11 protein-coding genes and 1 pseudogene are annotated in these 12,969 nt (G+C 61.6%); 5 read left to right on the forward strand and 7 right to left on the reverse strand.

The features are described 5' to 3' along the window. Positions 1-1,069: DUF1173 domain-containing protein (locus NKJ55_RS30740; protein ID WP_352453158.1), on the forward strand; the 1,069-nt coding region annotated here is incomplete at its 5' end. Positions 1,070-1,104: 35 nt separating this feature from the next. Here the strand turns inward: NKJ55_RS30740 and NKJ55_RS30745 are convergent. Then, the gene (locus NKJ55_RS30745) at positions 1,105-1,788 is read right to left on the reverse strand and encodes a transposase (protein ID WP_352453159.1); all 684 of its coding nucleotides are present in this window, start codon (positions 1,786-1,788) and stop codon (positions 1,105-1,107) included. Between the two features lie 464 nt (positions 1,789-2,252). Here NKJ55_RS30745 and NKJ55_RS30750 point away from each other — a divergent pair, with 464 nt between their 5' ends. Next, the gene (locus NKJ55_RS30750; RefSeq protein ID WP_352453160.1) at positions 2,253-2,648 is read left to right on the forward strand and encodes a hypothetical protein; all 396 of its coding nucleotides are present in this window, start codon (positions 2,253-2,255) and stop codon (positions 2,646-2,648) included. A 418-nt stretch (positions 2,649-3,066) separates the two neighbouring features. Here NKJ55_RS30750 and NKJ55_RS30755 read toward each other — a convergent pair whose 3' ends face one another. The 4 genes from NKJ55_RS30755 to NKJ55_RS30770 form a co-directional block, all read right to left on the reverse strand. Then, complete coding sequence (locus tag NKJ55_RS30755) at positions 3,067-3,699, reverse strand: DUF1419 domain-containing protein (RefSeq protein ID WP_352453188.1); 633 nt, start codon at positions 3,697-3,699, stop codon at positions 3,067-3,069. 133 nt (positions 3,700-3,832) lie between these two features. After that, on the reverse strand, positions 3,833-4,225 hold the full coding sequence (locus NKJ55_RS30760) for a hypothetical protein (RefSeq protein WP_352453161.1): 393 nt from the start codon (positions 4,223-4,225) through the stop codon (positions 3,833-3,835). Positions 4,226-4,307: 82 nt separating this feature from the next. Further along, complete coding sequence (locus tag NKJ55_RS30765) at positions 4,308-4,784, reverse strand: UCP036055 family protein (protein WP_352453162.1); 477 nt, start codon at positions 4,782-4,784, stop codon at positions 4,308-4,310. A 73-nt stretch (positions 4,785-4,857) separates the two neighbouring features. Continuing rightward, a complete protein-coding gene (locus NKJ55_RS30770; RefSeq protein WP_352453163.1) occupies positions 4,858-7,008 on the reverse strand; it encodes a ParB/RepB/Spo0J family partition protein in 2,151 nt (716 codons plus the stop codon). Positions 7,009-7,709: 701 nt separating this feature from the next. Here NKJ55_RS30770 and NKJ55_RS30775 point away from each other — a divergent pair. From NKJ55_RS30775 to NKJ55_RS30785, 3 genes are all read left to right on the forward strand, one after another. Then, entirely contained in the window at positions 7,710-8,582 is an 873-nt protein-coding gene (locus NKJ55_RS30775; protein ID WP_352453164.1) for a reverse transcriptase domain-containing protein, read from the forward strand. 168 nt (positions 8,583-8,750) lie between these two features. Continuing rightward, positions 8,751-9,236, forward strand: a complete 486-nt coding sequence (locus NKJ55_RS30780) for a group II intron maturase-specific domain-containing protein (protein ID WP_352453165.1) — start codon at positions 8,751-8,753, stop codon at positions 9,234-9,236. Positions 9,237-9,488: 252 nt separating this feature from the next. Beyond that, positions 9,489-10,109, forward strand: a complete 621-nt coding sequence (locus tag NKJ55_RS30785) for a DUF433 domain-containing protein (RefSeq protein ID WP_352453166.1) — start codon at positions 9,489-9,491, stop codon at positions 10,107-10,109. Positions 10,110-10,866: 757 nt separating this feature from the next. Here the strand turns inward: NKJ55_RS30785 and NKJ55_RS30790 are convergent. Together NKJ55_RS30790 and NKJ55_RS30795 are read right to left on the reverse strand one after the other, a co-directional pair. Next, positions 10,867-11,664: pseudogene (locus NKJ55_RS30790) on the reverse strand (DUF932 domain-containing protein); the annotation flags it as partial. Between the two features lie 257 nt (positions 11,665-11,921). Further along, the gene (locus NKJ55_RS30795) at positions 11,922-12,728 is read right to left on the reverse strand and encodes a class I SAM-dependent methyltransferase (RefSeq protein WP_352453167.1); all 807 of its coding nucleotides are present in this window, start codon (positions 12,726-12,728) and stop codon (positions 11,922-11,924) included. Positions 12,729-12,969: the final 241 nt, after the last annotated feature.

The raw sequence follows: 12,969 nt of genomic DNA on the forward strand, positions 1-12,969 counted from the left end.
GATGTACATCGCCCGCATCGGCGACCTTCACCTGATCAAGCGCATGCCGCTGAGCGGCGGCGGGCATGATCCATCCTGTGATTCATATGAATCGCCTTACGAGCTGTCCGGCCTGGGCGCCTTGATGGGCAGCGCGATACAGCTCGATCCGCAAAGCGGCATGGCTGCTTTGAAACTCGATTTCAGCCTGTCGAAGACGGGGAGCCGGGCAGCATCCGCGCCTGCTGGCGAGAGCTCCGCCAGCGTAACTGGAGACCCCAGGAGGATGTCGCTGCGTGGCCTGCTCCATTATCTATGGCAGGAGGCCGAATTGACGGTCTGGACATCCCGATGGGCCGGTAAGCGACATTGGTGGAATGTCCGCTGGCATCTGCTCGAGGCTGCCGGGCAAATGACGGTGAGGGGCGGGCCCCTCGCGGATATCCTGTTCGTGCCCGAGCCGTTTCGCGCCGAGAACAGGCAAGCGATCGAACATCGCCGCAATGCGGCTCTCGGCATGGCGCTCCCGCCGAAATCCGGCCCACGAAAGCTACTGGTTCTGGTCGGCGAGGTGAAGGAAATCATGCCCGCCCGATCCGGTCGGAAACTCGTCGTCAGACATTTGCCGGGCTTTCCCTTTGTCATCGACGATGCATTGCATCGGCGTTTGCAGGCACGTTTCGAGAGAGAATTGTCGCTGTGGGGAGCGGATTCCAGCTCACATCTGATAGTGATCGCGACCTTCGGACTGAACCCGGCCGGCCTCGCCGTTGTTGAGGAGGTCGCATTAATGGTGGTATCCGAGAACTGGATCCCTTTCGAGACGGTCTCGGAAAAGCGGCTCGTTGACGCGCTCGCCCGCCTTCGCGAGAAGAGCGTGAAGGGATTGCGCTACGACCTGCAAACCGACCAGCCGATCGCCAACGCTTTGCTCCAGGACAGGCAGCAGCCGACCGCACTCTTTGTCGTCCCGGCCGGCGCGGACGAAGCGTTCGAGGCTTCGCTCGACGAAATGATCGCCGCGCGTCCGGAGATCGGCTTCTGGGTGTGGCGGGTCGGCGAAGGCGATATGCCGCCGTTGCCGCTCTGAGCGTCGGCGGAATTTCCGACGAGGCTCAGTATGTCTTACCCCAGGCCCAGCTTCTTCTTGAGCTCGGCATTTTCCTTACGCAGACGGTCAGCAAGCAGGTTCTTAAGGCGCTTGTTTTCTTCCTCGAGCGCGAGCAGGTCCTTCAGATCGCCGCTATCTGCGGCTGGCGCTGCAACCTTCTTCCACTGATAATAGGTCTGCTCCGAAATGCCGGCTTGGCTGACCGCACTCTTGCTGGTCGCACCCCCAGCGATCGACTTCTCGATCTGGGCAAGCTTCTGGGCGCGTTCCTTCTCAGAATAGGTCTTCCGGGCGGTCCGCACCGCCACCGCAGGTTCAGCCGCCTGAGGCCCTGGTCTCGCCCCGTTCTTGCGGGTCGGCTTGGCGAGCTCTGCCTTCGCTTTCCTTGCTCGCGGAACTTTCTTCTTCGCTTCAGGGGCTTCCACTTTGGCTGGTGCCACTGTTGTCTGAACAGTTTGAGCTTCCTGAGAATCGGCCATGATATGCTCCGCTTGTGGATTGTCACCGTCATCAGCATCGATGGGTCTTATACTGGAGTCAATGAGCTCAGAACCTGGCAACTGAGCGCCATCAGACAGCTGCGTCATCTCGGTGACAATTTTGGACAGGTCGAGAGCACCCCAGATCGAATGGCTTGGCTTTTGCTTGCCGCGCTTCTGTTTGACTTCCACGATAAATGGCCGGATCTGGCGCTTCATAGTCCCTTCCTTGATGTGAGGACGACTTGCAGCCAAGTCGCTGTTTCGCGTCAGCGAGTATTCTGCGCCTAGGCATCTTATCGCTCTTGCCGAGCTTTATCGGAGAAGGCCAGCGACGAGCAAGCGAGGTTTCCCTGACCTCGGGGACTGGCTCGATCACCGGGACGCAAACGGTCTATTGCGAGCCGAGGTCTCATTTGACGCGACCTTCAGAGCCTATCCATGCCCGCCATCCACAGGCGCCACTTCGCTCGATCCACCGGCAGCTGACAAATTTCGACATGCTGACGAGGCTCGCATGCTCCAGGTTCGGTAAAGAACCCCCCTGCATCGAGCGCCGCCTACGCCGTCATTCGTTGCCGCCGGGCAAACGTACAAGGGACTAACAGCCGTCCGCATCCGATGACTGTGCACAACCGACTGCATCGATTGCAATCCTGATTTTCTTGGGAGCAAATCTTCTCATGGCGGCGGATGAGCTGGACGCGATTGTTTTCGGGATGGCGGTCGACAGCGTCCGTGCGCTTCCTCTTGGATTCACGGAAAAAGTCGCAGAAATTGCCAACCGAAGCCACGGCGTCCTGCTTTTTGATTTGCGCATCGATGGCGACTTGGAAATGCAGCGGATCGCCGCCGTCCGATATCCAAGCAACCAGACAGGCATTCTGGCGCTGGACAAGCAGGGCTCGGCGATCAGCCATTGCATGGTCAACGGCACTTTCTCCAGCTTTATCGCTCCCTTGGAGGACTGGAACACTCTGCCGCTACCGATGCAGGCCAGGACGAGTATCGCCGGCCCGGCCAGCCTCTTCATCGGCGCCTTACGCAATGCCGGATACATCCTGCGCGGCAGGTCCTGATCCGAAGTTTTGCGCGGTGACTGGCCGATCATATCGTCGAACCAGCCGGCCACACGGCTTCGCTAAGGGCGATTACCCACGGTGATCAGGTGACAAGGATCATCCGAGTTGAAGTCTGACCCTGATAGGTGGCTCGCTGGACTACGAGCACCTGGTCGGTGCTGGCCTTAAATACCGTGAAAATGCGCCGGCCGGCGGCGACGCACTGATCGAGCAATGTCGGTTGCCGTCACGGTATCTTGGAAAGCGATAGGGCTGCGTGCAAGCGATCGTAATGTGCGAGAGCGTCTCGCCCGTCGGCGTCCAATGGTACGCCTCCTCGATAGACATCGCGCCGCATAGCCTATCCGACGCGCCTCATTTCAGCGGAGTAGGCGGACCGTGCTAATAGGGACGTTTCGCTTCCGAGCGGCAGCTCTCAGGGATAACCTTTATCGTCGCCTCCCTTCTTTGAGTTCCGGCTTGATCGGGCGGAGGACAGGAGTTCGTCAATCTCGAGATCCGACAGATCATCGAGCAGCTTGAAGACAGCATCATGCCTTCCGGCGTTAACGAGAACCGTGCCTTTGCCGCGATGTTCGGCCCACCCGGTCTCGGGATCTGCGTTGCGGGCGATGCCCCTGAGTTCGACGGGGGTCATGTTCCAGATCGCCTCGAGCTTCTCCGCGCGGGTCCTGCTGTCGCTCGCGCCGGTCTCGTGGGCGATGATGGCGGCGCGCATCTTGTCCGGGGATTGCCGGTCCGTGAGGTCGCAAAAACCATGAAAACAGCGTTCGCGGCCGCGGATCCGGATCGCGAAGAATACGCTGGTCACGTTGCCGGCCTTGAACTCCGACATGCCGAACATGCCGGTGCGCATGAAGAGCGGCGGCAGCAAACCGAGCATGAAGTGATATTCTGACGCGGTGATCTGGAACCACTCGCCTGAATAGGGAGTGCCGGAAAGCGGATCGATGCCGGGAGTATCTTTGTGTCGGCTGAGCTGTTGGAACATCTGCTCGCGGGTGGCGACGCCGTCGAGCACCTTCCTGAAGGGTGGATGTGCGGTCATGGGGTTCTCCTGAACGCGGGTCGGCCACGCGCGGCATGAACCGCGTCGTCGCAAGTGCTTGGTGATGTTGTGGCTGTCGACTGGCCGAGCCTGCGGCCGGCGTGTGCACCGGCGATGATGGGGTTTGCAGGATTCAGGCGGCGCGTCGCTCGGAGGAAGGCGAAGCGTCTCGACCAACCCCAGTGATGGCACGCACGGCGGCGGCGAGCGCCGGGATGTCGTCGAGCATGCCGAGCGCGACGAAGTGGTTGGCCCCGCCGATGTAGTCCTTGCGGCCCTTGCAGGTGCGGATCAGGATGCCGTGACCTGAGGACAAACCGAACTGGCCGACCTGGATGTGGGCGCGGTCATGGTGCAGGGTGATTTCACCGGAAACGGCTATGCCCGTGTTGTTTGAGCGCAGGTCAAAAGTTCCCTGCGGCAGGTTTAGTTCGGCGGCGAGTTTCTTCAGCCGTGAACGGGCTGTCGCGTGAAAACGTCTCTTGTGCTGCTCGTCATAGGAGCAGCTTCTGTTCCAGTCGAACATGTCGATCTCCATGAAATTGAACAGGCCCGCGATCGCTCGCGCGATCCGGGCCTGTGGTCGGGTGGGTTAAATGGTGAAACGGTCAGGCGACCGCGCGGCCCTCAATGACGTGGGCGCCGACCTCATCGGCGGAGACCTCTTCGAGATAGGCTCGGCTGTACGAATTGCTGGCGAGCCAGCGTTCGGCCGCCTCGCGATCCTTGGCGAGATAGAGCAGCTCCGGGCTGTCGCCGAGTTCCTGCAGGACGCGGACCATGCCGATCATGGGACGCTCGATGACCTCGAAACGCAGGTCACTCTCGACGGACCAAGTGCGCCTGACCGAGACGACGATGATGCCGCCCTGCCCAAAATCGCCCTCATGCAGGGTGAAATGGGCGGGCGAGCTATAGGTCGCGCGCTCGCCCGGCGGTTCCTTCCTGACCAGGCGACCGACGCCGTTGCGGCTCTCCCAGACGGCGAACTTCTTGGAAAAGCGAGCCGGCGGCTTCGCCGCGCCGTCGCTGTATCGGATAACGCTCCCCAATGGGGCGGATTCGTACACGATATGTGCGGACATGCGGGTTTCTCCATGTCGGAAAACGAAAAAGGGCCCGGCGGGAGTGCCGGGCCCGGTGCGAGCGTGAGGCCGATTATTCAGCGGCCTGGAGGTGGTCCGCCTCGTCGCCGTCGATGGTCACCGGCTCATCGGAGGACGGATCCGCATCGTCGGCGAGGAAGGCCGGCAGCTCGGTGGCATCGCCGTCGAGAGCCGCCTCGTCCGACATATCGCCGGCGACCGCGTCGCCAGCATCGGTAGCCACTTCATTGACCTCAAGACGCAGCGGCTCGGGCAACCAGTTCGACCCTTCGAGAAGACGCGCGGCCTCACGCGCCATGATGTCCTTCTTCATGTGGTCGATCAGCTGCGCGGAGTCTGCGCCACGAGCTTCATGGACTGCCTGTAGAATCCGCGCCTTGGTGAGCCGCCCGAGGAACTCGACCGTAGGCGTCCAGCCGGCGTCGACCATGTCGAACTGGAGGGAACGGCCAAGCACGTCTGCATGCTTGAGCGCCTTCGGTCGCCTGTTCCAGGGTTCGACCACCGCATTGAGGGTCAGCGAGACGCAGTGCGCGAACAGCGGCTTGCGGCTTGCTTCGTCGAGGCCGAGAAGGAAGTTCCACAGGCCATCCGCCTCATCGGGCAGATCGCGATCCCAGGCTTCATGGCGCTCGGCGATCTCCTTCGCCCAGGATGTCTCGGCAAGACCGTCGACCTGGCTGAAGCCGCCGCTCTTCAGGCTGATCTCCAGGCACGTGTCCGGCGCGAAGCGATAGAAGAGCTGCAGGACGAAGGCATGGAGTGCGGCGACGAAGGCGATGTCGACGTCAGCGGCGAGCGCGTTGCGCAGCGCCAGCGTCCGCTGTGCGGTCAGGTCGAAGACGAGCCGATCGGGCAGCGGCTTGATGCCATCGTCCTCGCCGTCGTCACTAGCGCTGTCATTCACCGGCTTGCCGTTGACGACAACACCATCGCCATCATCGTCGCCATTGGATCTGGCTTCATCTCCAGCATCCTGCTCCTCGCCCTCACGGACATCGCCGGTTTCGGTCCGCGGTTCGTCCTCGGACCGCACGAAACCGGCGTCGACCTGGAGCTTGCCGTTCGCGGCAAGGGTAACGAACACACCGGCGATGGCCTTCTGGGCGGGATCGTAGCTTTGAGGACGATCATCGATCGCATCGAGCTCTGCGCCCAGCTGGTCGAGCTTCGCCTCGATCGCTTTGTCGGCATCCTCGGCCTTGGCATAGTCCGCGTCGAGCTTGTCGTATTCGGCCTTGAGCGCGTCGTAGCGTTCGATCTCCTCGGCGCTGAGCTCCTGCGGCTCGGCATAGATGCGCCGCATGCCGGAGGTATGGCCGTAGGGAAAGCTGATCGCCGCCTCGACCCATTTCCAGCCCTCGGCGCGGATCGCCTCGGCATCCACCTTCAGCCTGTCGAAGACAAGCTGCTCGAGGAGTGCCGCATCCTGGAACCAGCCGCCGGAATCCTGCTCGAACAGGTCGCGCAGGATGACGCCGCCTGCAGCCTCATAGGCTTCGGCGCCGACATAGACGGCCCGGCGATCATCGGCCCTGACCGTGGTCTCCGTCAGCAGGCGCCTGATGTAATAGGGTTCCTGCATGTGCGAGCCGACAATCCGTTCCCAGACCTGCTCCTGACGTGCATGATCGTCCGAGATCGAAAACGCCATGATCTGCTCAAGCCGGATTTCGTCCTTCTCGTAGAGACCGAGAAGCCTCGGCGACACCGATGCCAGCCGCAGACGCTGTCTCACTGTCGCCGGTGATACGAAAAAGCGGGCGCCAATCTCGTCCGGATCGAGGCCCTGATCGCTGAGCGTCTTGAAGGCCCGGAACTGGTCGAGCGGGTGCAGGTCGGCGCGCCGCAGGTTTTCAGCAAGCGAGTCCTCTTCGGCCGAGGTCTCCTGCCTGCGGTTGACGATGCAGGGGATCGGCTCGTTCTTGGCCAGGCGCTTTTGCTTGATGAGGATGCCGAGCGCCAGATAGCGACGACCGCCGGCCGGCACCTCAAACGTGCCGGTCTCCTCGCCCTCGCCGTCGAGCATCGGACGGACGTTCAGGCTCTGGATGAGCTTTCGCCGCCCGATGTCCTCGGCCAGCTGCTCGATAGACACGCCGTCCTTGATGCGCCGGACATTCTTCTGCGACAGCCTGAGCTTGTCATAGGGAATGTTCTCCGCGGCGTTCATCGCGATCTTCTGAATGGCGTTCTTTGCCATGGTCAGGTTCTCCATGACGGGCGGCCCGGGGCCTCTCCCCGAACCTCCAAGCCCGTCAGTGCGCCAAGCACAGCCCTCTAACTCTTTGACCAGAAAGGAGAAAAGCCGAGTTGGAAGACTAGCCACCAACATCTCCGGAGGGCGAAAAACCCTCCCCGCCACACGGTGCAGCGTGGGGCGCGAAGCGAACGGGTGAGGCCGACCGGGTGCTTCCGGGGAGCCGTAAATCAGCAGAACCCGTTAAAGCCGGGCGTGAGGGAACTTCCGATCCCGAGAACGGCCCGGCCAGCGAGTCCGCCATGGAGAGGGAAACCGAACCGATGGCCGAAGCCCCGTCAGGAGGTTCCTCACCGACTCGGAAGTGGGTGAGGCAGTCGAAAGACTTGTGGAGTGCCGACGCGCGATTGATGGGTGCGCGTCAGGGATGTCGGGGAAACCCGCCATCAGCGTCCGGGAAAGCCTGCAAGGCCCGGAAGCCGGATTCCACACGGGGTAGAGTCGGCTCCTACAGCGGACGAGGAGCAGCTGGTGGAACTTGGGAACCCGCCCGCGTTGCCGACCCTCACGGGATCGGCTGGCCGAAGCGACCGGCGAACGCGCGAAGCGGGGGCGGAGCCTGCGTAGTAGTCCGAGGACGGGAAAGCCGTCCGCATGGCGAAGGCGGGCAGTGGATACACTTTGTAAGCAGGAGAGGGACAACCATGTCCAACACGGTGAATACCGGGTTCATTCTCGACATGCAGCGCAAGCTGTATCGGTGGAGTGCCGCGGACCCCGACAAGAGGTTTGCGGATCTGTTCAATATCGTATGCGATCGCGGAACGCTGCTTCATGCCTGGCAACGGCTGGCCCGTAACAAGGGTAGCAACACGCCCGGTACGGACGGCGTGACGCGCAAGGCGGTCGAAGGGCGGCCCGATGGTGTCGCAGGCTTTCTGGAAGATATCCGGCAAGACCTGCGGCAGGGAACTTACCGGCCTGAACCTGTCCGGCAGAGGTTAATACCGAAGCCCGGCAAACCGGGAAAGTTCCGACCCTTGGGCATACCCACGCTCAGAGACCGACTGGTCCAGATGGCGCTCAAGCTGGTGCTGGAGCCGATCTTCGAGGCGGACTTCTATCCGACCTCGTATGGCTTCCGTCCCGGCCGGAGCACCCATGATGCACTCGCGAGGGTGCGCCATAAGTTGAACCCGACATCAGCCGGTCCTTCGCGGACCCGGTATGTGATCGAGGGGGATATCAAAGGGTGCTTCGATGCCATCGATCATCACGTGCTGATGGAACGCGTGCGACGCCGCGTCCGGGACCGCAAGGTCCTGGGGCTGGTGCTCGCCTTCCTGAAGGCCGACATCATGATCGAAGGCAGCCTTCGGCACCCGGTGACCGGCACCCCGCAGGGGGGGAATCGTCTCGCCGCTCTTGGCCAACGTCTATCTGACGGCCATCGACGAGAGATACCGGCGTTGGGTTCCCAATCCACGCGACAAGACCCGCGAGCGGGCGCAACAGCGCCTGCAGTCCGACTATTGCCGTGGTCGGCCGGGCTTCTATGTGGTGCGGTACGCGGATGATTTCGTCGTCCTCGTACAGGGAACACAGCAGGAGGCCGAAGAAGAGCGTCTGGCGCTGGCGCAGTTCCTGAAAGAGGAATTGCGCATGGAGTTGTCGATGGAAAGACCAAGATCACCGATGTCCGGGAAGGCTTCGACTTTCTCGGCTATCGGGTCGCGCAGGTCAGGATGCCGTCATCTGACCGGCGTGTCGGCCTGCTCTTCATTCCGAAGGGCAAGTCGCAGTTCCTGCGCGACAAGATCAAGGTCAAGGTGAGGGAAAAGCCAACAGGCCAGACCCTCGCTGAACTCATCGACGACCTCAACCCGGTCATCATCGGCTGGCGCAACTACTACCGCTATGCCACACGGGCATGGAGGGAGTTCAGCAAGCACGATTGGTGGCTGTACCGGCGCATAAAGTACTGGCTCGGGAAGAAACACGGCAAGGCGTCTGGAAGGACACTGCGCCGTATATACACCGAGTCGGGAGCCGGGAAAGGCGGCAGTTGGCGAGTGGGCAGGAAGAAACTCGCCCGGTTCGCCGACACCAAACGCCCGCGATACCCGGACCGAGGCCTTCGCATACCGAACGGATGGAACGACCCGGATGAGCACTTCCGAAAAGGGGATGCCACCTTCTGGGACTCGACCAACGCCCTCGCCACACTGTGAGGGCCACCCGTGGCCGAAGGCCACGCATGGAGAGCCGGATGCTTGGAAACTTGCACGTCCGGTTCGGAGCGGGGGATGAAGAGACCTGCCTCGGAGACGAGGTAAGGCGCTTCATCCCTACTCTACGGAATCTCCCCTCCCCCCTCTGCCTCCATGCCTCACACCAGCGCCGGCCGCCTGCCGCAAAGCTTCGCTGGACTGCGGACGGCAGAGTGACTATATATCTTCCATGAACGTGGAAGGATTATTGTCATGCCAGAGTTTAGTACCGAAGTGCTCACCGCCAATGAGGCGGCGGCGGTAACGCAGGTGCCGCTTAAGCAGGTGCATCGCATCATCGATGCCGGATTGCTACGCGGCCGTGTCGAGACACGCCGCGGCAGCCGCGTCATCATCGGAGCGGGTCTCGTCGGCCTACGCCTCGCCTGGCTGACGGCGGAGACGCTGACGCCTGCCGCGCGGCGGCGGATCGTCGAGCACGCCATTGCCGATGATGCTGCGCCCGTGGTCGCGGACGATCCGCTTAAGGTCGATCTGAAGCCGATCATCGCCGGGGTAAGGACCGGCCTCAGCCGGTTGAGGAAAGCCAAGGCCATGGTGGCGCGCGATCCAGCGGTACTTAGCGGTCAGCCGGCCTTTGTGGGAACACGCGTGCTTGTTCATGACATTGCCGACATGCTCGCCAATGGCGATACGCCCGAGACGATCCGTGCCGCCTATCCGCAACTGACTCTCGACCAGATTGGGCTCGCGGCCGACTATGCGCTCGCCTATCCGCGGCGTGGCCGTCCGCCGGTCAAGCCAGCGTGGCGCAGCACGGCGGCGAAGTCGACACGCACAATCCGTCTCGACGATCTGCCGGCCGTTTCGTGACATTCCTGATCGACGAATGCCTGAGCCCAGAGCTTGCGAAGCTGGCGCGCGAACGGGGTTTTCCCGAGTGAGCCATGTGCGCTGGCTGGGCCTCCGCCAAGGACCATATGGTGACCCGGCGTCGATGACGGCTATGTGCTCGTCACCCACAACACGACCGACTTTCGTGGCCTCTATCGCCGCGAGGAGCTGCATGTCGGGCTGGTCGCCTTCAACACCGCCCTGGCCTGATGAGCCTCGATCTCCAGCACAGGCTCTTTCATCTCGCCCTTTCGGACCTCGGTGGGGAGGAGGCATGAAACGAAGTGCTGGAGATTACGGTGGATGTCGCGCGTACCATCACCATCGAACGGTTCAACCTACCCGACTGACGGACCTCCGAATTCGTTTCCTGCAATCGGGCTGCCAGAAGCCGCCGCTCGCATAACGAAAAAGCCCGCCGCGGGAGGAGGTGCGGCGGGCTTGATTTGGACGACAGCATTCGGGAGGAATAAATGCCGTCCCTGATCGCCAAGGTCGGGAGGAGGTGACCCGGACGAAACTCGATACCGAGGCTACTCCCTTCCGCGCAGCCGAGAAGCATTAATTGTGCATAGCAGCATTGCGATTTTGTGCGGCGCACAACTAGACCTGAGAGATGTGTTTGCCAGACCGGCAGCGCAGGCCGTGTGCTGCGCGCCGCAGCGATGCACATGTTCGGACACTGGCAGCCTCAGCAGCCCAGTGACGTTCATACTCCTCGCGCAGCATTGCGGTATCATGCTGCTAGATCGAGCAGCTTCTTGGCCTTGCCCTCCATCTCCAGGCGAACATCCTGATGCGGCTTGTCGCGCGCTACCCGCGTAATGCCCTGCACGAAGTCGAAAATCGAGGCGGGCGGGTGCCCTTCCTCCGAAAGCACGGCATCGATGATCCTGGTGGTCTCCGCCTTGGAGAATCCGCGCTTGCGCAGGAACCTCTGGCGATCTTCATCGTCGCGAGCGACGATCCGCTCCCGCGAAGCCTTGATGCCATTGACGAACGGCATGGGCGAAGACTCCGCGAACTGGATCAGCGCTGGTTCGGCTTCCAGGGCAAAACGCGAGGCGGCATATTTGGAATGCCGGATGGTGATTTCCTCGAAATTTTCCACGCCCCACAGACAAGGATTCTGGCAAACTGCACGTAGATAGAAGCTAGCGATTCCGAGCGTTCGGGCGCCGACTTCGGAGCTCCAGCAATAAATCCCCCTGAAAAAGACGTCGGGCGAGCCATCGGGCAGCTTGCCGGCTTCGATCGGATTCAGGTCGTCGACGAGGAAGACAAAGACATCACGGTCGGACGCATAGAGCGTTGTCCTGTCGTTGGAGATGTCGACGTTCGGATTGTAGATTCCCGTCGACCAGTCGAGCACGCCAGGCACTTTCCAGCGCGTGTCGCCGCTACCGTTGCCGGCGATCTTCTGCACGGCATCGACCAGTTCTGAGTCAAATATTCTGCCGTAGTCGGGGCCTGTTACCGCCCGCAACTCGAGGCGTCCGTTCTCGATTTCCAAGGTCTTCATCTGCTCGGCGCGTTATCTGAACAATCAACCTGTCTCAGCGGTGCTCTTGGGGCGCTGGATCCCGAGAATTCACCGGATCTTTGCTCAGCAGATCAGCATGAGACAGATTAGATAAGTCACAAGTCGACAACTAGCGGCCGTGGCCGAGAGCAGTCAGACTGCCTTGAGCGACCGGAATGCAGAAGCGGACATTCACCTAATTAGTTTCGATAGACGTCGCAGTTTGGCCCCACCGGACCTTCGCAGGCCTTATTGCATGCCCTCCAGGATCAGGCTGGGACCAAGCCGCGCACCACACGGAACATCATGGGAAATGACCGGGGTCCATCGGGCAAGTCAACCAGATATCCGGCACGAACATGCTGCTCGATCGAACCGCGGGCGTCATCCGAAAGTGCCTTCAACATGGCTGTGACGCTGCCCGGGCCGTCGGTGAACGTAGCCCAATAATCCGCGAAGGACTGATACTCGCAATCCACGACAACGGGAACCTCCGTCACGTCGTCGAGGCCGAGCTTCCGCCACAATGCCGCCTGACCGTTTGGCCAGAATTGCTGTCGCCCCGCCCGCATGGATCTCAGCCTGGCGACGTCCGCATCAAGCAGAGCACCGGTGTTATAGACGAGGTCGAAGGCGGGCATGCCACCAAAGAACTGAGTAACAGCGGACGCGACCACGCCGCCCGGACGGGTCACGCGCTTCATCTCGGCAACTACCTGTTCAATTTCCGGGATAACGTCCAGGGCCAGCGTGGAAACGGCCGCATCGAATACGTTGTTGTCGAACCGCATGTGCCGAACATCGCCGTGTTCATATGCGATATTGGGGTGGGATCGACGAAGGCGGGCTCCTTCCAAGTATCCCTCCGATGCATCAACACCAATCACATGCGCGCCCGCCTCGGCCAGTGCTTTCGTCAACACACCTGTCCCACAGGCTACATCGAGTACGCGACCGCCCGGAGCGACATTGACATGGGCGAGAAATAGGCTTGCCAGATGTTCGCTCCAGCGCCCCATGAAAGCCTCGTAGACGTCGGAATCAGCCCAATTATATCGTAGTTGTGCGGGTTCCATGGCTTGCCATCCTTCCTCAATCACGGATGGACCTTAACACGGTCATGCGAGCCGCGTATCGCCGTCACACCGCACACTGGCCTTCCCGTCGGGGTGCTCCGAGGTCCCGCTTTGGTCGGTTTGACCAGTTCGATCCGCGTAGGTCGAACGGCGGGTAGCCGGCCCGTCACATCCTGTTCTCGGTGCTGGTGCGGAACAGGGTTGAGGGGCCGGCAGCCACAGCCCGAGCCCCTGCCTCGAC

Source organism: Mesorhizobium sp. M0106 (genome assembly GCF_040322715.1).
GTDB lineage: Bacteria > Pseudomonadota > Alphaproteobacteria > Rhizobiales > Rhizobiaceae > Mesorhizobium.